Below are 26,353 nucleotides of genomic sequence, written 5' to 3'. Positions count from 1 at the left end.
GCTATCCTGCGCCAAAAGCAACTGATAGAAAGCCTTGGTTACTTGATTCACCATGTCCAGACGAGAAGCACGTGATTTTTCTTCAGCCAACTTCACATCAGTCTTAGTCAATTTGATGCTCTTGTACAAAGCTGGTGCAAAAATCGGGAGGCTAACAGAAATACCACCACTCATGTTATTGGTAGTACCCACCTGCATAATGGTGTCCATCATCGCGAAAGTCTGCTTCTTGATGGTATGCGTATAGCTACCTACCAAATTCGCTTCCGGGAGTAAACCATAAAGCATTTCACGGTTCGCTTCTTTCTTCAACTGAATTTCCTGATCGGCTACCTTAATAGTCGGATTTTCGCTCAACGCAATCTGTATCGCTTCTTTCAGCGAAATCTTCAGCGTGTCCTGAGCCTTTACGCTCGTTGCCGCCATTACCAGCAAAGCAAGAGCCAACACGGGTTTCAATAAGAATTTCATTAATGTATACCTAATTTTAATGTTATATTGTTTCTAGTTTTGGTTGTTTCTAATCCTATCATTATTTTGACGTGCAAAATTATTCTTTTTTTCGCACATAATAAAGTATAGGAGGTATCCATTAAGCAATAATAACACCTCTTTACTACAAAATCAGAAATTTAGAAGGTTCTAAACAAATTCAGGGTCATTTTTATTAAAGAAGATGGCAACATTCTTAAATTAATCGTTTCGACATTTTTCTTTGTCAACAAACGACATTTTATAATTTTATTTGTACATTTGCGACCAATTTTACAAGAATAGGAATTTTTAAGGAAAAAGATTATGGCTAAAATTACAAAAGAAGCCGCCTTGCTCTACCACTCACAGGGCAAGCCGGGCAAGATTGAGGTTGTCCCAACCAAGCCTTATAGAACGCAGACAGACTTGTCACTCGCCTATTCTCCAGGCGTAGCCGAACCTTGTCTCGAAATCGAAAAGAATCCGCAAGATGCTTACAAATATACTGCCAAAGGTAACTTGGTGGCAGTCATTTCCAACGGTACTGCCGTATTGGGCCTTGGAGATATCGGTGCCATGGCAGGAAAACCGGTCATGGAAGGGAAAAGCCTTTTGTTCAAAATATACGGTGGAATCGATGTTTTTGACATCGAAGTGAACGAGAAGGACCCTGAAAAGTTCATCGAAGCAGTCAAGGCGATTGCTCCGACTTTCGGGGGGATCAACCTGGAAGACATCAAGGCTCCGGAATGCTTTGAAATCGAACGCCGATTGAAGGAAGAACTCGATATTCCGGTGATGCACGACGACCAGCATGGTACGGCTATCATTTCTTCTGCAGGCCTTTTGAACGCTATCGAAGTCGCAGGCAAGAGCATTCGCAACGTGAAGATGGTGGTGAACGGTGCGGGTGCAGCCGCTTGCGCCTGCACGCGACTCTACTTGTCGCTCGGTCTCAAGAAAGAGAATCTGGTGATGTGCGACAGTAAGGGTGTCATCCGCAAGGACCGCAAGGGCCTTACCGAAGCGAAGGCTTTCTTTGCGACCGACCGCACCGATATCGAAACGCTCGAAGACGCCATGAAGGGTGCCGATGTGTTCGTAGGACTTTCCAAGGGTAACATCCTGACCCGCGAAATGGTCCGCAGCATGGCCGACCAGCCGATTGTTTTTGCACTTGCAAACCCGAACCCCGAAATCAGCTACGAAGAAGCCATGGCAAGCCGTGGCGACCTGATTTTTGCAACGGGCCGCAGCGACTATCCGAACCAGGTGAACAACGTGATCGGTTTCCCCTACATTTTCCGCGGGGCCCTCGACGTTCGCGCTACCTGCATCAACGAACACATGAAGCATGCTGCCGTGCGCGCCATTGCGGCTCTTGCCCACAAGCCGGTTCCGGATGTGGTGAACATCGCCTACAATGCCCAGCGCTTTACCTTCGGTAAGGAATACTTGATTCCGAAGCCCTTGGATCCGCGCCTCTTGACCGACGTGTCTATCGCCGTGGCGAAGGCCGCTATCGAAAGTGGCGTGGCCCGCAAGCCGATTACCGATTGGGACGCTTATTATGACCGTCTGCGTGACATGATGGGTTACGACAACAAGCTCATCCGTCAGTTTAGCGATACCGCCCGCAGCAACCCCAAGCGCGTTGTGTTTGCCGAAAGCAACCTCAACATGCTCAAGGCCGCCGTGCAGGCCAAGACCGAAGGCGTTGCGCACCCGATTCTTTTGGGCAACCCCGACCGCATCCAGATTATCGCCCAGCGCGAACAGCTGGACCTTACGGGCATCCAGATTGTGAACCCGCGTTCTCCGGAAGAATTTGAACGCCGCCGCAAGTACGCCGAAATCTACGCCGAAGAAAACGGCCGTAACGGCGTGACGCTCGACGAAGCCCGCGACGACATGTTTGAACCGAACCACTTCGGCATGATGATGGTGAAGGTCGGCGACGCCGACGCCCTCATTTCCGGTGGCTACTCCAAGTATAGCGAAACGATTGAACTCGCCAAGGAAATCATCGGTATCCGCGAAGAATACAAGCACTTCGGCGCTATGCATATCTTGAGCACCCGCAAGGGAACGTTCTTCCTGGCCGATACGCTGGTGAACCGCGACCCCGATGCAGAAACCCTCGTGGATATCGTGAAACTCACTCACGACGCCGTGCGCTTCTTTGCCCACGAACCGGTGATGGCGATGCTCAGCTACGCAAACTTCGGCAGCGACAAGGGTGCTCCGCGCGGAACGTCCAACACTGCCCGCGAAGCCGTACGCATGATTCACGAACAGTTCCCGGATTACATGATCGACGGCGAAATGCAGGTGAACGTGGCGCTCGACAAGGACCTGCGCGACACCAAGTACCCCTTCAACAAGATCAAGGGCCAGACGGTCAATACGCTCATTTTCCCGTGTCTCTCTTCTGCAAATACCACTTGCAAGATGCTCTTGGAAATGGGCGTGGGCGAATCCATTGGTCCTGTGCAGATGGGCCTAAACAAGCCGGTGCATTTCACCGACTCCGACGCCTCGGTGCACGATATCTTCAACCTGACGGTTGCCGCCGTGATCGACGCGATTGTTCAGGAAAAGAAGGACGAAGAAAAGAGCCGCAAGAAATACGACAAGATGTGGTAGAATAAATCTACTTCTTTTTACTCTTTTGGGATTTCGTTTTTTTAGCCTTCGTTTTTACGGAGGCTTTTTTCTTTGTAGTAGATTTTTTGGAAGCCTTTTTCTTTCCCTTGACGTCTGCCATCGTCGAAAGGTTCTTCTTGTGCAACGGATTCGTCCCTCTTTTCGATTCGGTCGTGGGGGTTGTAAATTTTGTCACGAGTAATTTCGAAACCGATGGATAGGCGGGCGCCTGGAAGGTCGAAATGGCGTTGCTACGCAAAAGATGATTGTGCAATAGTGATGAAACGCATATCGTCAAACATTTTGCTTGACTTTTAGGATTGCAGGAATTATTTTTGGGCTAATCAATATAGGGGAATCCCATGAATAATATTGTAAACTTTTGTAAACAAAAAAACAAAGTGGCGTCTTTTCCTTAATTTGTGCCGCTAGTATAGGGCTTTTTGGCTGCGGGAGTGATTCCAGCAGCAGTGGCCCTGACGCGACGAACGATTTGTGCTCCGTTACCAAGACGGGAAACTCCGTTACTGTAAAAACGGCTGCAAATGGAACTGCGACGACTACCGTCTATGTGTTTGGTGCGGATGGAAATATGGTTTCGCAATCCACAATCACCGATTATTCTCAAATGGGGGATGACGTTACTGCTAAGGCTGTTTGCGAAGCCTCGGGAACGGTAGAGGGATTTAGTGCGACCTACGAAGCCGGTAAGTGCACGGTTAATCAGACCGTTGGCTTGGTAGGCACTTTGGATGAAATTTACGATGCTCAAAATGCAGTTTGCGATGCAACAAATGAAGTTGCCAAGCCTGCAAGCAGTGGCTCTAGTGAAAACTCTTCTAAGTCCGAGAAAAGTCTAGTAGAACTTTTCCGGTCCAGTTGCGCCGAATCCAATTCTGGCGAAACGGTTAAAGTAACCGATGAAAAAACAGATTATATTTGCGCCTCTATTGATATGGGAGTGGGAATGGCCACTTACACGTGGGCGCCTGCCGTTAGCAAAATAGAGGATATGGACGAATGCTCGCAAAGCTGGGCCATCGCAAATCCCCAAAAGACCTATGCCTATGACAAGTCCAAAAAACAGATTTATACGTGTTCCATGGATCCTGAATCCTTGACTTGGAAATGGTCGGCTTTGGGGGCCGCGCTTGATATTGGCGATGATGATGGCGATGAGGATGGTGATGATGACGAGCTCGGTTCTTCCGGCTCTTCCAAAACCAATTCTTCGGAATCCTCTGAACCCGAATTGTCTAGCAGCTCTGGACCAAGGGAAAAAGTCGTAACCTTCGAAGATGGCGTCATGTACACATCTTCTTACGGAGATCGTGTACGCACGTTCTTCAACACGGTTGACGAATATACCTTCTTTGACGACAACAAGGAAACGAAGGATAGTTCGGGCTGGTGGTTCAGTTTTGATGATAGTGCTGATAGAGGATATTCCACCGTATACACGGGATCCGAGATGGGCGCGTACACGGCAGAAATCGACCTTATATACGACTGGGAGTATAATGGGGAATATATGGAAGCCGTTCCGTATCCCTATGCCGCCATCGGTTTCAATATGTCCCCGTCGGGAACCTCCGTAAATATGTCCGATTGGGAAGGAATGTGTGTCACCTATTCAGCAACAAAGAAGGTTGCTTTTACCTTGAAGAGTTTTGGTGACGGAAAAAGTTCCTGGTATGCGACTTTGCCGAGCGGTACAGTCAAAACGGTGGATCTTGCTTTTAACACGACAACCTTCCATCAACCCAGTTGGGCCATCGAACAAGATCTCGATTACCCGACTTTCAAAGGTGCTTTGGCAAGCGTCCTAGCCATCCACTTCAAGTATTCCAATGACGAGGCTGGCGTTTCTTGTCCGGTTTCGTTGGAAGGGAACTGCGTTACTACATCCGTCAATAGCATCAAAATTCACAAGATCGGTAAGTATGGCGCCTGCTCGAACTAGGCCTGATAAGCTTCCGCACGCCCCGGCCCAGCCGGGGTTTTTTATTGTCTTCTTCTTTGCTCAAATGAGCAATTTTTGTCAGAGAAAATTACTATATTTGGGCGGCTATGGATTATGGTGTTTATGGAAGTACCTGGTGGAGTAAAAAGTGGTTGGACCACTTGCTTGCGGGTGCATCCGGACGGGATATTGATTACGCCTTTAAATATGTGACGCGGGGACAGGTGCAGCCGTTTACGGTGGCCGATAACCGCGTGATGGCGTCGGTCAAGGGGCCCAACGGTGGACTCCATAATGTGTATCTCGTCTTTCCCAAATTCGATAGGGAACGTGCCGATATTTTCGTGGGTCTCCTGAAACAGCAGCCCGTAGAACTGATGTCTCTTTCGAACGGCGCCATGAACCAGTCCATAGAACTGATTCTTTCGAAATGCGGGCTTTCGCTTTTTGACACTTGTGACCAGGTGAACATGAACTGCGATTGCAAGGATCCTCTTCCTTGCCGTTACGTGATTTCGGTGTTCCTAAAGATGGCCGAGATGTTTACTACGGATCCGTTCCTGCTATTCAGGGTGCATGGTCTCGACATTGCTTACCTCAAGGACTACAAGCCGGAGCCGGTGGAGTCCGATGTGCCACGCGAAGCGACCTTGGTGCGAATTTTGCCGTATAACGACCGCGTCGAGATGCCTCGCGTGCCCATGTTCCGTTTCGAGGAATGGCGCGACTATTCGCATGTGCTGCCGGCGATGCTTTCGAACTTTCCCGATTTTTGCCCGGCGGGAAATTTCAAGAAAAGTTTTGTCGATGAGCTCGAGCGCTGTCGCGCCTTCTATAACCATTTTGAAAAGTTCGAACAATTCGCCCAGGATTTCGGTATATACCACGCCCACACCTTTTTAATGGAAAAGGAACGCCTGCAGATTGTGCATGCAAGGGGCTGGCAGTGGACATTTAACCAGCTCGAAGATGAGCGTGAGGTGGCGACAGGACTTTCCGTTGAAAATGTGATGGGGGCCCTGTGCCGCCTGAACCAGGATTGCGTGTGGCACAACCACGTGACCGTTCGATTTGTGCATCAGCTTTTGCAGGTGGCCTACAATCTGGTGCGTTGCGGAGCGATTTACCCGCAGGTGTTCTGGCTAAACAACGTGACTGCGCAGGTGCGTTGGCTCCCGGCAGAAATGCTTCCCGATGTGCTTGCCGTGGTGGCGGAACTTGAAAAGTCGGTGCCTGACGATTTTGCCTTCACGCTGCAGGGAGATTCCCGCGAGGTGCTGGATGCCGCTGCAGAACAGATTCTGTCTGTATTTATCGGGAAACTGTTACGTTTTGCTCGAACGGCTCAGAGCTACAAGAAGGGGCCGCACGAAAACCTGCTCGGATTCTTTTTCGATTGCAAGTCGGGAAGACTCGCCGCGAACGGGCTCAAGATTCCGTCAAAGATTCAGGCGTGGTTTTCGGTATACAATTCGCTTGAATTTAATCACAAGATAATCTTCTTTTGCTCGGAATGCGGCAAGGACATTGCGCTACAGGTCTTTGTGGAAGATTCTGCCGGTCGTGCTACGCTCGCGAGGCTTTTTGCAGAAAGCGACCCGCGTCTGCTTTCGCTGATGAATATTTTGAACTGCGTGGCGGAAACGTTCAAGCCGATGAAAAGCTACCTTGAAAATCATGCGGCAGAAGCAATCATCATGCGCGGTGCGGAACTCAAGGAATTTGTCACCTATTCCGTCAAGAAATTCGAGGTGTTCGGGATCGTGACTGAAATGCCGCGCTCGCTTCTGGAAATTGCTCGGCCCAAACCACAGATGCGCATCAAGGGAAGTCTTGGTATCGGGGCGTTCAAGGCGAGTGACTTGCTTGACTTCGACTGGGAAGTGGCTCTGGGTGACGAGACGATTTCGACGGAAGAGTTCTTGAAGTTGGCGAAAGATGCCGGTGGCTTGTTGAAGTACAAGGACCGTTACGTTTCGTATTCTGCCGACGATCTCAAGCTAATGCAGCAGCGGCTCGAAGAACGCGAAATGGAAAAGAATGCCGACGTCGTGACGGTTGACGAAGAAACCCTGAAGGAAGAAGATGGTGCGGTCTCTGAGGAAGCCGAAAATATGCCTGCGACGGCGGTGCGCCTGCTGCAGGCCTGTTTCACCGGCAATTGTGACGGTGTTCCTGTTTCGATGACCGAGGGACTCAAGACGCAATTGGATGCCTGGCGTGCCGAGACGGATATCGCACTTCCCGAGAATTTGAACGCGGTGATGCGTCCTTATCAGCTACGCGGTTATTCGTGGATGTACAAGAACCTGCAGATGGGTTTTGGCTGTATCTTGGCCGATGACATGGGTCTCGGCAAGACTTTGCAAGTAATTGCATTCCTGCTCAAGATGAAGCAGGAAGGGCGCCTGGACGAACATAAGGCCCTTGTAGTGGTGCCGGCGGGTCTCCTTTGCAACTGGCAGATGGAAATTCTGAAGTTTGCTCCGCAACTCAGCGTGTTTGCGTATCATGGTGCAGGTCGAAAATTGGAAAAGTTCGATGCCGATCTGCTGATTACGACCTATTCGACTTGCCGTCTCGATTTCAAGAAGCTGGAAAAACTGAACTGGAACATCGTTGTCATTGACGAGGCGCAGAATATCAAGAATGCCGACAGCGAACAGAGCCGCCGCATCCGCGCGTTCCGCGCTCCCATGAAGATTGCCATGAGCGGAACCCCGGTCGAAAACCGCCTGCTAGAATTCTGGACCATCATGGATTTCTGTAACCGGGGTTTCTTGCCTCCTGCGGGCGAATTTAGGGATAAATACGAAACTCCGATTCAGAAAAATGCGAACCAGGCCGTGGCGGAAAAGTTCAAGAAAATTACGGCGCCCTTTATGCTTCGCCGCATGAAGACGGACAAGTCCATTATTTCCGACTTGCCCGATAAAATCCAGCAGGACGAATATGCCGTGCTGACCCCTTCGCAGGCTGCTCTTTACAAGAAAACCCTGGATGAGTTCATGAAGGAACTCGAAACATTGGAAAATGGCCCGACAATCGACATCGATGATGCCGTCGAGGTTGCGTCTGCATCATCGGATTCCCATAGTCTTTTCAAGCGTAAAGGCCTAATCCTTCAGATGATTCTCGCCTTGAAGCAGATTTGCAATCACCCGAGAACCTACCTAAAGACGGGGGAGGCGCGCGTCGAGGACTCTGGAAAGCTGGGCATGCTGCTTGACCTGTTGCGTTCTATTCAGGAACAGGAAGAAAAGACAATTATCTTTACTCAATTCCGCGAAATGGGCGACCTGTTGCAGGAAACGCTTGAACGCGAACTGGAAATCAAGGCCGATTTTTACCATGGCGGCTGCTCGCAGAATCAGCGGAACGAGATGGTTCGCAACTTCCAGGAAAACCCGGATGTCAAGGTGCTTATCCTTTCGCTCAAGGCTGCGGGAACGGGGCTTAACCTGACAGCAGCATCCCAGGTGATTCATTATGACCTGTGGTGGAATCCCGCTATCGAAGCTCAGGCCACGGACCGCGCCTTCCGTATCGGGCAGACGAAGAATGTACAGGTTCACCGTTTCATTACCAAGGGAACTTTTGAAGAAAAGATTAACGCGCTTCTCGAAAGCAAGCGTTCCGTTGCTGAGATGACCGTGAATGCCGGTGAAACATGGCTGGCGGACATGGATGATCGGCAGCTTGGCGAAATCTTCAATTTGGACTCCTTTTTGTAACGGTTTCGGTTAAATCATTTTTACAGTGGGAAATGGAAGGGTTCTTTTTATTAAATTAGGAATATGAAAAAGAAATTCCTCCTTTCGGCTCTTGTATCTGTTCCGCTGTTCCTGGCCGCCTGTGGCGACGACGGAAGCGGCTCTACTACCACTCCGTCTGCTCCGGAGACGGATATCTCTTCCGCTTCTGAAACGGGTGATCCTGGTCAGGGCGTTGAACCAGGCAGCAGTTCCTCTGCTGTCGTTGATACAGAAAGCTCTGCAGATGGTGCGGCAGGTGTATCGTCTTCTGCCGATGCTGGCTCCGACCCGGTCGAAGGTTCCAGCGCTTCCACGGCTGAAATTTCAACTGTTGAGTTTGTCGTTGAACCGGTTTCTTCGGGATCGACCTATAATTGTACGGAAACGCCCGACGAAATGTCTGGTGGAGTCGAGGTGACATGTGACGGAGAATATTCGGGCATAATCAAGACCGATAATGATGCCTCGGTATACGATCCCGATGGCAATTATCTGGATGACTTTGTTGCCGTTCAGAAGGTCGCCGAAAAGGTGGGCGCTGACGAGAAGGTGGCCATTCTGCTGAGGCATGCACAGAGACCCAAGGATGATGAAATGGGCGTTCTGACGGGACTCGGTGAATTGCAGGCGATTTCCGTCGGAAAGAAACTTGTCAGTTTGGAGAACCCTATATTCTATCATTCTTCTGTCCGTCGCACGGAACAGACCTGCCATAAAATTGCTCAGGGAATGGGCCTTGCAGAAATCAAGCATGCTGCACTGCCGGAACTTTCTGGAGACTGGTTCGTCAAGGATTCCGAAATGTATTCCCAGTGCACGGAACAGGCGAATACTTCCTATGACATTATTTCGGGCTGGGCATTTGGCGGCCAGTGCGCGGAAGCTCATTATGAACTTGCCGCACGCGCTCAGGAACTTATTAACGATGCAGTCGTTGGCAAGATGTTTGCATCGGGACGCGTCAGCATTGCGGTCTCGCACGACCAGATGCTTGTCCCGCTTCTTGCCTACTTGACACAGTCTCAGATTCCGCTGAACTATAGCCAAACTTCTGACTGGCTCAATTTCCTGGCTGGAGTCGCTGTCGTGCAGAAGGCCGATGGAACATTAAAATATGTTCCGGTTCGTGGCTTGAAATCGGGCAACCTGTAATCAGAAAAAAGATTGAAAAAAGACTCGACCTGTCGGCCGAGTCCTTTTGCTTTTACAAGCAATCCCACACTATATTGGCGGCATATTTATAGGCTAGGTTGCCGCCACGACCGTCGCCTACCCCCAGACAAGTACACTCCTAACTTGCCTGGGGAAACCTCGTTATTTCAAGATTACCTTCTGCATGTAGCGCTGGCTGCCCTGCTTGACCATGAGCATTGCGGGGCCGCGGTAGTCGCTAGAGAGTTCCACGCGGTTCATGCCCTTGCTGGCGTTGAAGTTCTGCTGGGCAATCACCTGGCCGAGGCTGTTCATGAGCATTGCCTTGGCCGGAGCGGTCTTTGCGGCGGTGAAGCTTGCGCTCACCACGCCCGGTTGCACATTCACGAGCATCTTGGAGGCTGCGGCGACTGCTGCGGGCTTAATGGCATCCGTGCCGCTGAGGGCGACAATTTTACCAGAGGCGGTGCCTTCGAGTTGCGGTTTCTTGTCAAAGTCGTCGATGATTTCGGTGGAGCCGTCGGCCTTGATGCCCTTGATGTAGTCGAAGGTGATGGTGCCGGTGCCCTGCGTGCCGTAAAGGTTCAAGCCGATGGCGTTCACCGAGTTGAGGTCTGTGGGTTCGGTACGGAAGTCTGCCCACTTGACCTGGATCTTCTGGAATGCGCTAGCATCAAGTTCCTGGTTGGCCTGTTCCATAACGGGCGCGTCGAACCATGCCCAGCTGCTACCAGTCATCATGAAGAGGTCCATGGAGGTCCAGCCGTATTCACCGCAGCCGTCGCCTGCACCGGTGCAGCCGCCAGCAGTTTCTACAGAGCCCTTCAGACGAATTTCGATGCCAACGTACTTGGAAAGGTCGTTTTTGCCACTAGCAAGGTTGATGCGCAGCGTACCCACTTCGCTGGAGTCGGAAGTTACTGTCTGGTAAGTCACCTGCACACCCTTGCCTGCTTCGGTTTCGGGGACTTCGTTTTCGTTTACCAGGCTGTCAAGGTTGCTCTGGTTGTTGCCTTCCTGGCCGTATGCCTTCTGCAGTGCGTTCAACACGTCCGGGTCGAGAATGCTGTAGGTGCCCTGCTGACGGGTGATGATAGTCATGTTGCCATCGTCTTCTGCACCGGTATCCCAAACGTAAGGAACAATGCCGTTGGCCTTCGCGTTCTTGGCAACTTCACCGTAGAAGAGAGCGCGGCCCTGCAAGTGGAGCTTGAGGTTCGCTGCATCGGTAATCTGGCCGGTACGCTTGATGGCGCCGAGTTCGCCGATGATTACGGGAATGCCCTTGTCGCAGAACATGGTCTTGAGTTCACCGAAAGCCTTTGCAATTTGGTTCGGGGTGCCGAGGGCGGAGTTGTCGATGCTGTTGGAGTAAACGTTCCAGCCCATGTTGTGTTCTGTGTCGGTCGTGCTGTGAAGGCCGGTATAATAATAGAACTGCTTGCCCCAATCTTCGTCAGCGGTCATGAGGGAGTACTGGTACGGGTAGTAGTGGACTTCGGCCATCATGTAGCCAGCGCCAGCCGGGTCGGTCGGCCAGTTCGTGCTGAGCATAGGGGCGTTGTCCATTTCGGTACGCGGAGCCTGCACGATCAAGGTGCGGGTGTCGTTGTTGCCGCCTGCGCTACGCACGGAAGTAATGAATGCTTCGTAGTAGCCCTTTAAAATCTGCATACGGGAGTCGTCGAATGCCCATTGACCGCTTGCGCCCCATGGGTCGTTCACGGCCGGTTCATTGGCGCCAGCAAAGAGGAGGTGCTCGTCGTAGTCCTTGAAGTAGGTGGCAATCTGCTTCCAGTAGGCGGCCTGGCGGGCCTTGGTCGTTGCAGAGCTGTTGGTGATATCGCCTGCTCCGCTGCGCGGGTTGGCGGTACCGTCATACACGCGGTCTTCGAGCCAGCCTTCGTCCCAGTGCGAGTTCAGCACCGCGTACATGCCTTCGGCGATGATCATGTCCACCACTTCCTTGACCTGGGCGAGCCAAGCGGCGTCAATCGTGGGGTTGGTAAAATCAGAAGCCTTGCCTACATGCTTGTAGGTAGAGTTGTCGGCGGTGCCGCCGTATGCGGCGATATCCTTGGCGAGAGCATCAGAATGAGAATACCAGGCGCAAGGAATACGCACTGTGTTGAAGCCGGCTGCCTTGATTGCCTTGATGTAGGCTGCGGTCGGGAGCGGGTTGCCCCATCCGGTCGGGTTTTCGGGCACTTCCATGGTGTTGCCGATGTTGTAGCCCATGCCCATGGGCTCGACCAGGTCGGTCGCCTTGGGGAGGGCGAACGCAGCGGTGCTAACCAAGAGTGCGGCTCCGCATACGAATCCAAACTTTCCGATACCAAACATTTTGACTCCTTATAAGGTATGTACGGGCATAATTAGCCCCGTTGTGGTTCTCCTTGAAATTAGATTCTGCGGGACCATTTTGAAAGAAAAATGTGCTTCTGTGCGTTTTTTGCGGTGTAGAACTCTCAACGGGATGACATTTTGTTGCTTTGACATACTAAAAGTGAATTACAGCGCTTTCAGTATGTAAAAAAGAGCCTTTTTTATGAAAAAACACGGTTTTGGGCCCGAGGAGGGCTTTTGGGAATAGAAATTTGATGTTTTTTAGCCAATTTTTTGAAAAGTTACATACTAAATGGCTAAAAAATGAAAAAAAGTCTGTAAAGCTGAAAAAACAAGGCGACCCTTTACATACTAAAGGGTCGCTTTATGCGAAAAAATATGTAAAACGGGCGTGACTTGGCTTGGAACGAGCCTTATTTCACCTGCACGCGGAGTGTCTGTGCGCCGTTACGGGCGATGTAGACGCCTTGGCGGATTCCCTGCAGCTGCATGGTGGTTGCATCGGTGGCGTTGCTGCCTGCGGTGCGGACCAGGTTGCCCTTCAGGTCGAAGAGCTTGATTGTGCCCATGCCCTGGAGCATATTCCCTTCGCGGCGGAACTTGACTGCGGCCCTTGCGCCCATGTGCAGGGCTTCGGTCCCGCCGCATTCCGGAATCATCGCGTCGCATGGACTCGAAACATCGGAGGTGAAGTCTTCTACATGGGTGACGCCGTTGTTCACGTAGTTGCCGAGGTTGTACACGCTGCGCATGGCATTGATGACATCGGTCTCTAGAACCTTGCCCACGGGGCTGCTTTGGCGGCGGATGTAGGCCATGTTGTCGTAGCCGGTGTTGCTTTCGTTGCCCATGTCCCAGAGGATGGGGGTGAGCCCATACTGCTTTGCTGCAGAGACAACATCCTTGTGCCACTGCACGCGGCCCTGCTTGTGGAGGTCCAGGTCAGATCCGCTCAGTTCCGGGCTGCGGACGTTTGCGCCAAATTCACCTACGATGACCGGATAGCCCTTGTCCACGTAGTTCGACTTCATCTTGGCGAACTGTTCTTGTGGGTGCACAATGCTTCCGAGCTCGGAATCGACAGCGCCTGCCCACGCATTGTAGCCCGCATTGCGCTTGGGTTCGCTAGCCTTGGTGTAGTCGCCGTAGTAGTACTGCGGTTGGATGGGCTCACTCGCGCCCCAGTTCTGTTCGCTAGTCATGAGCGTGTACTGGTACGGGTCGTAGTAGTGCACCTCGAACATCAGGTAGCCTGTTACCTTGTCCTTAGGGAACGTGCTTACGGGAGCGCTCGCGACGGACTTGTCGATGTCGGTGTTCAGGCCCTGAATAATCAGGGTGCGTGTTTCGTTATTGCCGCCGGTGGCGCGAACTGCGTCAATGAAGGTTTGGTAGTAGTGCATCAGCGTGCTCACGTGCTGCTGTGTCCAGGTGTTTATGTTCGGGCCGGGTTCGTTCGCACCCGCAAAAATCAGGCGCTCGTTGTAGTTCTTGAACTTGTTCGCAATCTGCGTCCAGTACGTCTTCATCTTGTTGTCGACAGTCTGGTCGACGCTCGTGCCGATGTTTGTCTGGAACCAGCCGCCTTCACCTTCGTGGTGGATGTTCAAAATCGTGTAGAGGCCAGCGCGCATGGCGTAGTCGACCACCGTTTTCACGGAGTCAAGCCAAGTTTCGGTGACCTTGCCGCCACTCGTGTGGCTGTCCCAAGCGCAGGGAATTCGGACCGTGTTGAATCCTGCCGCCTTCACGGAGTCGAGCAACGTCTGAGTCGGGTAGGGGTTGCCCCAGGCAGTGGGGTTGTTCGGCACTTCCATTGAGTTGCCGATGTTAAAGCCCATGCCCATTTTGGCCTGGACTTCTTTCGCGGTGGGGAGGGCTGCCATTGCAGAAATTGCGCCTGCAATGGCGAAAATGGCGGTTTTTGCAAGAATTTGCTTCATTTTCGGTCCTTTTTCAGAATTCGACCTTAATCTATACCGAAAAATTTGAAACATATTGTATAATCATCACACCCGTTCAAAAACTATTGAACGGCTTACAACATACGAAAAGATTTGGTTACTATGTAAATCTTTTTTTTTGACTAATGTGCTACGAGCCAGTTTTCGCCGAAGCCGACGCTCGCGACGAGGGGGACCTTAAGCTGCATGGCGCCTTCCATCTCGGATTTCACCATCTGGGCCATCGCTTCCACCTGGTCGCGGGGGCATTCGAATACGAGTTCGTCGTGGACCTGCAGCATCATGCGGAGCGGTAGGTTCTCGGCGTTGATTCGCTTCTGGATGCGGATCATCGCAATCTTGATTAAGTCGGCGGCGGAGCCCTGCACAGGAGTATTCACGGCCATGCGCTCGGCCATTTGCGATTCCATGCGGTCGCTAGAATCGATGCCAGCAATGTAACGGCGGCGGCCCGAAAGAGTTTCTACGTAGCCGTCGCGGTGGGCGGCCGCCTTGATGTCTTCGATGTATTGCTGCACGCCCTGGTACATGTCGAAGTAGCCGGTAATAAAATCCTTCGCCTGCGACATCGGAATTTTCAGGTCGCGGCTCAAGCGGAAGGCCGTCATCCCGTAGAGCACGCCGAAATTCACGACTTTTGCATCGCGTCTCATGTCGCTGTTGACTTCGTCGAGCTTGACACCATAAATGGCGGCGGCGGTGCGGGCATGAATATCGATGCCTTCCTTGTAGCTTTCGATGAGCGCTTCGTCTCCGCTCAAGTGGGCAAGCATTCTGAGTTCAATCTGCGAGTAGTCCACCGCAAGGATGACGTTATCCTTACTCTGCGGCACGAATGCGGCGCGAATTTTTTTGCCGAGGTCGCTACGCACGGGAATGTTCTGCAGGTTCGGATCGCGGCTTGAAAGGCGGCCAGTCGCGGTACCCCACTGGATAAAGCTCGTGTGAATGCGCTTGGTATCCGGATTTACCAGCGTGGGGAGCACCGAGATGTAGGTGCTCTGCATCTTCTTGAGTTCGCGGTACTCGATGACGGCAAAGACAATCGGGTGCGGCGCCTTGAAGCTGAGTTCTTCGAGAACGACGGCGTCGGTACTGCGCTTCTTGATTTCGGGGAGGCCGAGCGTATCGAAAAGCACGTCGCCCAGTTGCTTCGGGGAACCGATGTTGAATTCCACGCCTGCCATGTCGCAGATTTCTTTTTCCAGATTCTCGATGCGGCGTGCAAGTTCCTGCTCCAGCGTCTTGAGGGCCGGAACATCAATCGCCACTCCCACGGATTCCATCTGGTACAATACTTTCAGCAGCGGCATTTCCTGCTCAAAGAAATATTTCATGTAGTCAAGCTTTTCGAGTTCCTGCTTGAGCGGTTTCCAAAGGCGGAGCGTGTAGACTGCATCTTCGGCGCCGTATTCGGTGGCGTCCTTGATGGGCGCGCGGTTAAACGTAATCTGGTTCTTGCCGCGCCCGATGAGATTCTCGATGGGAATCATCTCGTGCTGTAGGCGCTGCATCACCTGGTTGTCGAGCCCGAGGCCAGATTGCCCCGGCGAAAGCATCCAGGCAGCAATCAGCGTGTCGATGAGGTTCGCGTTGTCGATAACGGATTGCGGAATCTTGAAAGCGCGGGCGAGAACGTGCAGGTCGAATTTTGCGTTATGGAAAACAAAAGCGCGTCTTGAAACTGCGCCGTCGGCGCCATCATTTTCAGCGACAGGTGTATTGTCGGCGAAAAATTCCTTGAACCAGTTCGCGGCCTTGTTGAAGTCGAAATTGCCTTTCGGGCCTGTCGGCAGCGGGAACCCGATTTCGTCGGAATGTCCAAGCGGAATGTAGTAGCCCTTCGCCACGTTGCCTTCATTGTCGGCAGCGGCCAGGCAAAGCCCTACCAGGTTGCACTGCATCGGGTCAAGGCCGTCGGTTTCGGTATCCACGCCAATGAGCGACGATGCGGAAAATTCTGCCTTCATCTGCTCGAAGACTTCATCGGTATCAACGCAAATGTACGGCGGCGGAACATCGACTGCAAAATCTGCGCGTTCCACTTCTGCGTCCGTTGAATTATCGACGCCTTCCACGCCATCAGAACCTTCTCGCACGAATCCCGCCTTGCTCGGAACTTTCTCGAGTAAACGCAACAGGCTGTTGATTTCGTGATCCTTGAACATCTGCGCCAAGGTGTCTACGTGCAGGCCGTTGTATTCGAGGGCGTCCAAGTTTCCGCTAAAGGCGCGCTTGGTCTGAAGCGTCACCAGTTCGCGGCTGAGGAAAGCCTTTTCGCGGTTGTTCGCCAAATTGTCGTGCAGGCCCTTCTTGGTAATCTTGTCGAGATTCGCGTACAGGTTGTCCATGTCGCCGTAGTCGTTCAGCAGCTGGATGGCTGTTTTCGGACCCACCTTCGGGACGCCGGGAACGTTGTCGCTTGCGTCACCCATGAGCGCCAAGTAGTCGCGGATTTTCTCCGGCGGAAGCCCGTATTTTTCGAGCACCTGTTCCGGACCGAAGTCAATACCGTCGGCACCCTTCGTCAGGTGAAAAAGGTGAATCTTGTCGGTCACAATCTGCGACATATCCTTGTCTTTACTCAGAATGACCACGTGGTCAAAGCCTGCTTCCACGGCAGCCATGGCGGTACTCGCCATCACGTCGTCCGCTTCGTATCCCGGCTCCGACAAGAGCGGGATTCCGCTTGCTTCAAGACTTTCGCCCAGCAGCGGCATCTGCGCCGCCATCTCTTCGGGCATGGGCCCGCGATTGGCCTTGTAGTCGGGGTAAAGTTCGTGCCTAAAAGTCTTCGTGTGTGCGACATCGCGTGCAATCGCAAAATGCGTCGGCTTGTGCTGGGCCAAAATGCGGAGCACCGCACCCCAGTAACCGTGCATCATCGAGACCTCTTCGCCCTGGCTGTTTTTCAGCGGGTTCTGCGAATAGGCGTAAAACATGCGGAACGCAAGCGCGTAGGAGTCGAGCAATAGTAAAGTCTTTTCGGCCATGTTTGGAATGTAGAAAAAATGCCTGTCCAGAGCGATGCGTGCGCATCTTTAGATAAAGAATTTCTGGTTCATCTCGATTTCGATACCGACATAGCGGGGGCCGAATTTCTTGCGCAAAGTGGTGGTTAGCCCGTCGGAGGTGCCCTTGTACGGGTAGTTGAAACGCACCTTCATGTGCGGGTACAGCCGATTGATTTCTTTCTTGATGACCTGCGCGTATTTTCGTTCGACAGGGCGGCTCGGGTCGTACAGGATTCCGATATCGGTATTGCGGGTTTTGCCGTTCAGTACGGGCGTAAAGCTGTGAATGCCCAGGTGAACAATGGCCGCTTCAGGTCGCTGTGCTTGTCGAAGCGACCCTATGTTTTTAGCGACAAACTTTTTGATTTTCTCGCGATACTCCATCCAGTAGGCGGTAGCTTGGGCCTTTATTTTTGCGACGCTTGCTTTGTCGCGGGCTTCAAGCCTCCCGTAATAATCGCTGAACGCGCTCTTGTTCGTAATGGTGCGGTTCAGGTCGACGAACAGGCGCGAAAATTTCCCTTCGCAATAGAATTCGGGTTTTGCGAACTTCACCAACTTGCTGAATACTGCGCACGCTCCGATATCGTAGGCACGGTGCGTCTCCAGGACCTCGGCGGGAACAGCCTTCTTGAATGCGGCGGGCAACTTGTTGCTCGCATGCTCGCAAGTGAGCATCAGAACGGACTTAAAGGCGATTTTCTTTCGTCTTTCGTCAAGGTTGGTGAGCTTGCCGAACCACGTCTTTCGTCCAATCACTCTTCTACTCCGTACAGCTTGTTTTCTGCAAGGCAGTGGGCGAGACGGCCGTATTCGTACACGAAATCGTCGCGGTCGGGGTCGGCTCCGACGTTCTTCACGAGGGTGCTGGCGAGCGTGCCGCGCTTGAACATGCTGGCGAGCAGTGCCTGCGAGTGGTCGGAAATCTTGCTGCGGACTTTCTCGGTGATGCGTTGCACGAGTTCACTTGCCGTGATTTCGCTGGCGTCAATGTTCCAAATTTTCAAGAAATTGCGGTCACTGATTACCGTCTTTTCGGCGGAACGTGTCGAGGCAAGCAGAATTTTTGCAAGGGCGTCCGTATCGAGCGCGCGAATTTGCGACTCATTTGCAAATTTGTTTTCGACAAGTCCTTTCAATACGGCGACTTCCCATTCGGCAATCGCGATATCTGCATCGGGGCATTCCTGGATATCGACCAGACGGATTTCAATGGCCCCGCGGTCAAAACGCGCGATGGCCCCGCGGCTATTCAAGAAGAAGTGGTTCAGCAGGTGGTCGGGATCGTACGGCGCGATATCCGCCTTCACGCGGTTGAAAATCTGCTCTTCGTAATCCTTGTACGTGAAAACCGCTTCGGGAATCACCTTGCCCGTGATGCTCGGAATTTTTTCCTGGTTGTGGCGGTAGGTCTCGATTCGTCCGTCCAGGTAACCGCAGTATTTGCTGTCCAGGAACGGGCTAGAGGCTGCTACGGCGGGAATCAGTGGCAACAATGCGCGAATTGCCCCGTGCAATTTGCCGAATTCCTCGTCGCCGTTGAACGAGAGGTTTATATGGGTAGACTGCAGGTTCGCCCAGCCGTGTCCCTTGCAGTTGAAAATGCGGTCGTAAGTCTCGTAAATGTCCAGGCAATCGTAGGGCCAGAGCTGCATCACGGCGGGGTCCATGAAGGGGTGCGCCGCTGTCGGCAAAAGCATGGCGTTTATGCTCTTGAGCGATTCGTTCGCCTTCACGATTTCCTTGTGGAAAGTCTTTCCCAAGTGGTGGAGGCTATCCACGGGTTCTGCGCACTTGAATTCCAACACATGGCTCACGAGTTCGTTCGAAAGCCCGATGGGGCCGTGTTCAACGTCAGAGAGCTGTTCTCCGTTCTTGTCTTTTCCGAGGGGAACATCGGCACGCGGGAGCACGTCGAGCGTGTTCCTGTCCACGATCATGTACTCCATCTCGATGCCGTATCGTTGCCACAATTTATAATTCATATAATAACCTCAAAGCACCGTAGGTGCGTGCTCATACCTCTAAAACCATTCCTTCTCGTGCATTTGCAGTTTATGTTGTGCGGCGTTCATGCGTTCTTCGATGCGGTGGCGGAGCGACCTCATGACGGCGAGATATACCTTGCTCTTGCCAACGCCATCTTCAATGCCCGCGTCAATACTCGGGTTGTCGTTCACCTCGATGACAATCGGGTGCCCGTGCCATTCCTTAAGGTCGACACCATAGAGCCCGTTGCCAATAAGGCTGCAGATGCGGAGCGCCGTCTTCACGATTCCATGCGGCACCATCTCGATAGGGATGCTTTCGCACTTGCCCGAGAACGCTTCGCTCTGCTTGTCGTCGCTTTCCCAGTTGTAGATTTGCCAGTGGCCCTTCGCCATGTGGTACTTGCAGGCGTAAAGCGGCTTGCCGTCGAGTACGCCCACGCGCCAGTCGAATTCCGTCGGCGTGAATTCCTGCGCAATAAGCAGGTCGCTGTGCTCAAACATCTCGTCTAGAATCTGCTCGAGTTCTTCCTTGTTGGTGGCTTTTTTCACGCCCATCGAAAAACTCGAATCGGGCGACTTGATGACCATCGGGAACCCGATTTCCTTGGCGAGCGTGTGGCGGTTTTCGGCGTGCGCGATAATTGTCTTCGGCGAATGAATCTTGGCCGCCTGCATCAGTTCTTGCAGGTACACCTTGTTGGAACAGCGCAAAATGCTGTCCGGGTCGTCGATGACGGCGATGCCCAGCGACTGCGCGCGGCGTGCGAAACTGTAGGTGTAGTGGTTCACGTTCGTCGTCTCGCGGATAAACAGCGCATCGAATTCACCCACGCGCGGGTAGTCCTTGCGGGTAATCATCTCCACGCGGAATCCCGTATCTTCTGCCGCCTTCACAAAATGCTGTATGGCTTCCGCGTTGCTCGGCGGCTCCACTTCGTCCGGGTTCGTGAGGATGGCGAGATCGTACAGGTAATCCTCCTCCTTGCTGGAGGCATAGCGGGCCTTCTCGAAGTATTCCTGCGCGAACTTGTCGACGAATTCCATGTGCGATTCGGGAATCTCGTCCACGCAAATCGGGCGGATGCTCTGGATGAACCACTTCTGCTTGAACACGAATTTCGCGCGCAGGAGCGGGGCCTGGAACAGGCGGTAAAGTTCCTGCGAGAGTTCCAGGTATTGCGGGCTCACGTTCTGCCCAAAATAAATCGAGAGTACGAATTCCGTGCCGGTGAGTTTGTGGAAACTTTTCTGAATCAGGTTGTCGATTTCGTCGGAGATATGCTTGATTACCGCTGGGGCCTTGAAATCGCGCATATTCTTGACGCCCGGAATAACCTTGTGCCCGCGGGCTTCGGCCAGGAGCGACACGTAGTAGCCCTTGCTCTGGTAGCTGTAATCGCGACAGAGGTTGAATACGCGCAGGTTGCGCTCGTTTGTGTACTTGCTCGATATCAGGTAGTCCTGTGCCGAAATGATGTCTATGCCTGGAACGTGTAATTTCCAGTGCTTGGGGTTGTTTACGACTATTAATTTCTTCATTTTTTTTTTCAAATTGTCATTCCCGGCGCCTGTCCTCGCTTGACGGGGATGACCGGGAATCTTTATTTCTTATTCTCTATAACGAGCACGTTGCCGTCGTAGGTCATCACGCCGAGCAATATGCTGTGGATTAATCTAAACTTGTCGACCTTGTAATAGGGCGTCTTGTGGAGCGGATTGGTGCCGTCGGGGTCCGCCACCATGAACTGCTTGTCTTCGTCGATGCCGTATACGACCACGAAATGCCCCATGGGCTCGCCGTGGATGTCGTCGAATACAGACTTGTCATCGGCACCGGTGAACTCGCGCATGCTGCGGTACAGGTAGGTGGCTGAAAGCCCGCAGAGCACGGGCACGCCCTTCTTGAAGTACTTCTCGAACATGGCCGCGCGCAAATCCTCGAATGCAACCTTACCGCCCAGGTCAATGAAGCGGATGTACGCCTCGATGGCCTTGCGGAGCTTGGGCGCGTGTTTTGCCTTGTGCAAAAGTTCCAGCTTCGCCTTCAGTTCCGGCATGCTGAGCGTGCTCCACGTGGGGTCCAGGAGCGTCAGGTTGTAGGAGTGTAGCGTGACCTTGAACCCGCGCTTGAGCGCGTCGATGCCGAGGAATACGCCTAGCGTCCCTCCGTCTTCCAAAAATTCAATTTCAGAAATGAGTTGCTTTAAAGAAATCTTGTAGCCGAGGTGGTTGTAGACCGCCTGGAGGCTTGTTGGCCCGCATGTCACATCGTCGGGCTGCTGCAGAATCTTGATGTCCATCGTATTGCCTTTTTATGCCTTTTAAGTCGGAGGTTTATCCGTTCTCGTCTGGCGGCTGTCGGGATGTTTTCCCGGGTCGTCGATGGGTGGGCTAAATAATACAAATTTTGCCACCGATTTTACAAGTCATAAGTGGGCTTTTGTATATTTTCCCCAAAAAGGGAATTGTCATGAAGAACTTTAGCGATAACATCAAGTACGTCGGTGTCGATGACCGCGACTTGGATTTGTTCGAAGGCCAGTACATGGTGCCCGAGGGTATGGCCTACAATTCGTATGTGATTGTTGACGAGAAGATTGCCGTGACCGATACGGTGGATGCCCACAAGGTGAATGAATGGCTTGCCAACTTGGAAGCCGCTCTCGCTGGGCGCAAACCGGATTACTTGGTGATTCACCACCTGGAACCGGACCATGCCGGTGGCATTGCTGATTTTGTGGCGAAGTACCCGGAGGCGACGCTTGTGGCGTCTGCCAAGGCTTTTGCTCTCTTGCCGCAGTTCATGGCGCTCCCCGAATCGGTCAAGAAGCTGGCCGTGAAGGAAGGCGAAACGCTTTCGCTCGGTGTGCACACCTTGCAGTTTATCGGAGCTCCGATGGTGCACTGGCCCGAAGTGCTGTTCAGCTACGAACAGAGCGAAAAGGTGCTGTTCGCGGCCGATGCGTTCGGCAAGTTCGGCGTGTACGATGCCGATCCGGACGACTGGGCATGCGAAGCCCGCCGTTACTATTTCAACATCGTGGGCAAGTACGGCAACCAGGTGCAGGCGGTTCTCAAGAAGGCTGCTGCGCTCGACATCAAGACGATTTGCCCGCTGCACGGCCCGGTGCTTACCGAAAATCTCGGCTACTACATCGACAAGTACAACACCTGGAGCAGCTACGCTCCCGAAGACAAGGGCGTGCTGGTGGCGTATGCCTCGATTTACGGCGGCACCAAGAAGGCCGCGGAATTGCTCGCCGAAAAGCTCAAGGCCGCCGGTGTCGAGAAGGTGGTGGTTTCTGACCTTGCCCGCAGCGACATGGCCGAAGTCATCGAGGATGCCTTCCGCTACGACCGCATGGTGGTGGCCGCTCCTACATACGATGCAGGGCTTTTCCCGGTGATGGAAGATTTCCTGAACCACCTGAAGGCAAAGAACTATTCCAACCGCAAGGTGGGTGTTGTCGAGAACGGGACATGGGCTCCGATGGCCGCGAAGAAGATGACCGAAATCCTCGCCACGCTCAAGAACGTGACGCTTGCCGAAACGGTGGTGACGGTAAAGTCGACGCTCAGCGCCGAATCCGAAGCGGCGATGGACAAACTCGTGGCGGAAATGGCGTAGCACGTCATTGCGAGCCCCTAAAAGGGGCGCGGCAATCCATGACTTAGCAGCCTTAGCAACCGAAGGCTGCGGGCAGCATTTCAATTACATCGCTTGGGAGCATGCCAAATGCTCCCATTTTTTCGCGCGTGAGTCTGCCGGCTTTCTGGTGCAGGAGTACGCCGAGTACGGCGGCTTCGGCGGTCGGGAGTCCCTGCGAGAGGAGTGCCGTGATGATTCCTGTCAGAATATCTCCGGAACCGCCCTTGGCGAGTCCCGAGTTCTTTGCCGGAACAATGTAGACTCGTCCGTCGGGAATGGCGACATAGGTGGGGGAGCCCTTCAGAACAATCGTTATCTTGAACTGAATCGCAAACTGTAGCAGGTATTCCGGGTAGAAAATCTCGTTCGATGGCAGTGGTCCGAAGTTCCTTTCCCATTCGCGCTTGTGCGGCGTGATGATGGCGTTTTCGGGACTACCGTCCATACAGAAGAATGCAGAACCGCAGGCATTGATGGCGTCGGCATCGACGACAACCGGTGTCGAAAGCCCTGTGAGGAACATTCGGATGGCATCCTGAGTTTCGAGGTCGGTACCGAGGCCTGGGCCGATGGCGATCGCATTCTGGTGCCGGGCCGCATCCTGTAGCTGCATTAGGTGCATGACGGAAAGTTTGAAACTGCTGTTGTCTCCGATGCCACAAAAAACGGGCTCGAGGAGGTTCGATTGCATGATGGGCAGGATCCCCTTGGGGGCAGCGAGCGTTACGAGGCCGGCTCCGCTACGCAGGCAGGATTTGGTGCACAAGGTGGCCGCTCCGGTCATGTTTTCGGAACCGGCGATAATCATGGCGCAACCCTGGACTCGCTTGTCGCCGAACTCGTTGCGGTCGGGGAGCAGAGCGGGAATGATGCTTTCGGTGGCGAGGTAGACTTTGCTGTTGACTTTGTCAATCAGGTCTTCGGGATACTGCAGCGGTTCAATGGTTACTGAACCAAAGACGCGTGCTCCTTCCTGAATCAGGGCGTCCAGTCGTGGCAGGCCGAACAGCATGGTTTCGGAAGCTTCTATGCAGGGAGTGCCGCGTTGATGTCCCGAGGAATCGAAACCGGTGGGTGCATCGGCGGCTAGTACGGGAATGCCCCAGTCGTCGATAGCGATGACTGCCCTTGCGAATGCGGGACGTAGCTCTCCCGAAGCTCCGTTTCCGAGCATGCAGTCTACGACAAGTGCATAGTCGGGCTTCTCGGGGAAATGTTCGCTGGCAAGAACGAGCTTGCCGCCATTGTAGCTGAAATCTTTATAGGCAAGCGCAGCTTCGTCCTTGAAATTTTCCGGTTTCGCGAGAGAAAAGACGATGCAGGAAATACCCGCTTCGATGAGGAGTGTCGAAAGAACAAGCCCGTCGCCGCCATTGTTGCCGCCACCGATAATCACGGCGACGGTTTTCCCCTTGCGGTTTTCGCCAAGAATTTCGCAGACGCGTCTGAAGAGTGCAGCTCCTGCCTGTTTCATCAGGGCGTAGCCCGCTTCTATGGGGGTTTCTCCAATATCCGCTGAATCGGCATCGAGCTGCAGTCCCCAAATAGGACGTGACTGAGTCGACTGTTGTGCACGGATTCTCTTGGTGTCGTTGTCCAAGAAGCGCATGGCCTCGGCAGATACTACCGGGGCGCACTCCCTATACGTAAGATTGTTCAGTGACCTCATAACCTCCCCCTATTTTTATTACATGAACCAGTAGCTCAGACCAATCTTGATTTTCATCATCTTGGCGCCCGAGAGGTCAAGAGACGAGAAAAGGTCGGAGTCGTGCAGGTTTTCGAGATCATCGGCAGATTTTACATCCGGGAAGAGCTCCATGAGGCCCATATAGAAACGGAGGTCGATAAAGAGCTTGTCTACGAGATTGAAGCCGGCGCCTGCGGCAATGCCGAAGGTGAATGCGCCTTGCTCAATATTTTCCTCGAAGGGGAATTGGCCAAACTCGAGTTCGATATCTTCCTGGTCGAAATCGTCGGAGAGGTGGATGATGAACTGCGGACCGGCGGTCACGTAGAACTTTTCGGCAACGACTCCGCGCATGAGTACCGGAATTTCCAGATCCATGCTGGCATATTCGCGTTTACGTTCCAGAAACTTGTGGCTTGTCTTGATGTAGGCGATGTTGACTTCGGGCGTGAAATAGAGGTTAGGAATCATGTCGATGCGAGCGGCTACGCCGAATTCGAAACCGATACCCTTGGGGGTTTCGTCCATGTCGTCGTCTTCTTCGCTGAATCCGTACATGATGCCGTAATCAAATGCACCGCGTACACCGAAACCGAAACGGGACTCCTCTGCGCGGGACTGGACAGGTTCTTCGGCGGGAGCTTCGTTCGCTTGTGCGTAGTAGTTGTTCTGAATAGAGACTTGATTTGCTTGTTGAATGTTGGTCTGGTTTGTAACCTGATTATTGCTCTGCTTGGCGGATTGGACGCTAGAGGCATCTTCCTCCGATTCGGCATCGCTTGATTGTTCCGCTTCGTCAGGCCAAGGTTCGGAAGCCTGGTCGGCAACCTGTTCTTCTGCTTGGTCTGTTGATTCCGAATCAAAGTCGTCCTGTGCGAATGAGACCGAGGCTGCCATCAGCGTGCAGGCGATGAGGGTCCAAATTTTCTTCATATTCTCTCCTAGCTTATGGGATTTCTTTGTTGTAGCAAAATAGTAAACTTTGTTTTGTCTCGCCATGGAAAGCGGCTTTTTAGGCCTGAAAACGAAGTTTCTGGATTTCGAAGTCTTCGGGAGTCGTAAGCTTGTCGTTCAGGTTGTTGCCCTTCACGATGTAGACGCTTTCGCCGAAATATTCGAGGATGCTTGCTTCGTCGGTGGGGGTAAAATTTAAAGGCTCTGCGGCAATGCGCCCGTAGAGCTTTTTCAGTAAGGCAATCGAGGCCGCTTGCGGGGTCTGCGCCATCCATACGGTGTTGCGGTCGATGGTCTGCTGCACGCAGCCGTCTTTTGCAATCTTGATGGTGTCAACGGCGGGCTTTGCCACAAGGCAGCTGCCTTTTTCAACAAGCGTCTTGCAAACATCAAGGATGATTTCTTTGCTGATGAACGGGCGCGCCACGTCGTGTACCAGAACATATTCGGCACCACTCGTGAGTGCATTCACGCCGTTTTCGACGGATTGCCAGCGTTCCGCTCCACCCACGACAATTTTCAGTTTCGGGTGCGAAAAATCCTTCTCGAAATGATCTTTCCAGTCGGCGGGTACGGCCATCACGACTTCGGCGATTTCATCCATCGAAAGGAATGTCTCGAGGCTGTAGCGGTAAACGGGCTTGCCGCCCAAAACCATAAGCTGCTTGGGAATGTTCCCGCCCATGCGCTTGCCGAGTCCCCCCGCCGGGAGCACCGCTGCAAATTTACCAATCAAGTTTGCTTCACACATACCG

The 26,353-nt window shown here is 52.9% G+C and carries 16 protein-coding genes; 5 read left to right on the top strand and 11 right to left on the bottom strand.

Annotated features, from left to right (window positions below; all coding sequences use genetic code 11):
• Window positions 1-471: TolC family protein (locus Q0628_RS06785; protein ID WP_298769432.1), on the bottom strand; the 471-nt coding region annotated here is incomplete at its 3' end.
• 327 nt (window positions 472-798) lie between these two features.
• Between Q0628_RS06785 and Q0628_RS06780 the strand changes: the two genes are divergently transcribed.
• From Q0628_RS06780 to Q0628_RS06765, 4 genes are all read left to right on the top strand, one after another.
• Window positions 799-3,120, top strand: coding sequence for an NADP-dependent malic enzyme (locus tag Q0628_RS06780; RefSeq protein ID WP_298769430.1), 2,322 nt, complete (start codon window positions 799-801; stop codon window positions 3,118-3,120).
• Window positions 3,121-3,613: 493 nt separating this feature from the next.
• Window positions 3,614-5,083 carry a hypothetical protein gene (locus tag Q0628_RS06775; RefSeq protein ID WP_298769427.1) on the top strand — a complete coding sequence of 490 codons (1,470 nt, stop codon included), beginning with the start codon at window positions 3,614-3,616 and terminating at the stop codon, window positions 5,081-5,083.
• Window positions 5,084-5,190: 107 nt separating this feature from the next.
• A complete protein-coding gene (locus tag Q0628_RS06770) occupies window positions 5,191-8,817 on the top strand; it encodes an SNF2-related protein (RefSeq protein ID WP_298769425.1) in 3,627 nt (1,208 codons plus the stop codon).
• A 63-nt stretch (window positions 8,818-8,880) separates the two neighbouring features.
• Complete coding sequence (locus Q0628_RS06765; RefSeq protein WP_298769423.1) at window positions 8,881-9,990, top strand: histidine phosphatase family protein; 1,110 nt, start codon at window positions 8,881-8,883, stop codon at window positions 9,988-9,990.
• A gap of 162 nt (window positions 9,991-10,152) precedes the next feature.
• Here Q0628_RS06765 and Q0628_RS06760 read toward each other — a convergent pair whose 3' ends face one another.
• The 7 genes from Q0628_RS06760 to Q0628_RS06730 all read right to left on the bottom strand — a co-directional run bounded on the left by Q0628_RS06760 (window position 10,153) and on the right by Q0628_RS06730 (window position 21,605).
• Window positions 10,153-12,333, bottom strand: coding sequence for a glycoside hydrolase family 5 protein (locus Q0628_RS06760; RefSeq protein ID WP_298769421.1), 2,181 nt, complete (start codon window positions 12,331-12,333; stop codon window positions 10,153-10,155).
• Window positions 12,334-12,749: 416 nt separating this feature from the next.
• Window positions 12,750-14,279, bottom strand: a complete 1,530-nt coding sequence (locus Q0628_RS06755; RefSeq protein WP_298769419.1) for a glycoside hydrolase family 5 protein — start codon at window positions 14,277-14,279, stop codon at window positions 12,750-12,752.
• 143 nt (window positions 14,280-14,422) lie between these two features.
• Window positions 14,423-17,293, bottom strand: a complete 2,871-nt coding sequence (gene polA, locus Q0628_RS06750) for a DNA polymerase I (protein ID WP_298769417.1) — start codon at window positions 17,291-17,293, stop codon at window positions 14,423-14,425.
• Between the two features lie 48 nt (window positions 17,294-17,341).
• On the bottom strand, window positions 17,342-18,073 hold the full coding sequence (locus Q0628_RS06745) for an N-formylglutamate amidohydrolase (RefSeq protein ID WP_298769415.1): 732 nt from the start codon (window positions 18,071-18,073) through the stop codon (window positions 17,342-17,344).
• Window positions 18,070-19,299, bottom strand: coding sequence for a glutamate-cysteine ligase family protein (locus Q0628_RS06740; protein ID WP_298769413.1), 1,230 nt, complete (start codon window positions 19,297-19,299; stop codon window positions 18,070-18,072). The genes Q0628_RS06745 and Q0628_RS06740 overlap by 4 nt, the downstream gene beginning before the upstream one ends.
• 39 nt (window positions 19,300-19,338) lie before the next feature.
• The gene (locus tag Q0628_RS06735; protein ID WP_298769411.1) at window positions 19,339-20,844 is read right to left on the bottom strand and encodes a RimK family protein; all 1,506 of its coding nucleotides are present in this window, start codon (window positions 20,842-20,844) and stop codon (window positions 19,339-19,341) included.
• A 62-nt stretch (window positions 20,845-20,906) separates the two neighbouring features.
• Window positions 20,907-21,605 carry a peptidase-C39 like family protein gene (locus Q0628_RS06730; RefSeq protein WP_298769410.1) on the bottom strand — a complete coding sequence of 233 codons (699 nt, stop codon included), beginning with the start codon at window positions 21,603-21,605 and terminating at the stop codon, window positions 20,907-20,909.
• A gap of 170 nt (window positions 21,606-21,775) precedes the next feature.
• Between Q0628_RS06730 and Q0628_RS06725 the strand changes: the two genes are divergently transcribed.
• Window positions 21,776-22,933 carry an FprA family A-type flavoprotein gene (locus tag Q0628_RS06725; protein ID WP_298769408.1) on the top strand — a complete coding sequence of 386 codons (1,158 nt, stop codon included), beginning with the start codon at window positions 21,776-21,778 and terminating at the stop codon, window positions 22,931-22,933.
• A 52-nt stretch (window positions 22,934-22,985) separates the two neighbouring features.
• On the opposite strand, the gene Q0628_RS06720 is transcribed toward Q0628_RS06725, so the two are convergent.
• The 3 genes from Q0628_RS06720 to ispD form a co-directional block, all read right to left on the bottom strand.
• Window positions 22,986-24,623 (bottom strand): NAD(P)H-hydrate dehydratase, encoded by a 1,638-nt coding sequence (locus tag Q0628_RS06720; protein WP_298769406.1) that lies wholly within the window; start codon window positions 24,621-24,623, stop codon window positions 22,986-22,988.
• A gap of 18 nt (window positions 24,624-24,641) precedes the next feature.
• Complete coding sequence (locus Q0628_RS06715; RefSeq protein ID WP_298769404.1) at window positions 24,642-25,577, bottom strand: porin family protein; 936 nt, start codon at window positions 25,575-25,577, stop codon at window positions 24,642-24,644.
• Window positions 25,578-25,656: 79 nt separating this feature from the next.
• A complete protein-coding gene (gene ispD / locus Q0628_RS06710) occupies window positions 25,657-26,349 on the bottom strand; it encodes a 2-C-methyl-D-erythritol 4-phosphate cytidylyltransferase (RefSeq protein WP_298769402.1) in 693 nt (230 codons plus the stop codon).
• Window positions 26,350-26,353: the final 4 nt, after the last annotated feature.

The sequence above is a fragment of the uncultured Fibrobacter sp. genome, assembly GCF_937877005.1.
Taxonomy (GTDB): Bacteria; Fibrobacterota; Fibrobacteria; order Fibrobacterales; family Fibrobacteraceae; genus Fibrobacter.
The sequence above is the reverse complement of the archived record's forward strand: the minus strand, read 5'-3'. Positions and strand labels throughout refer to the sequence as shown.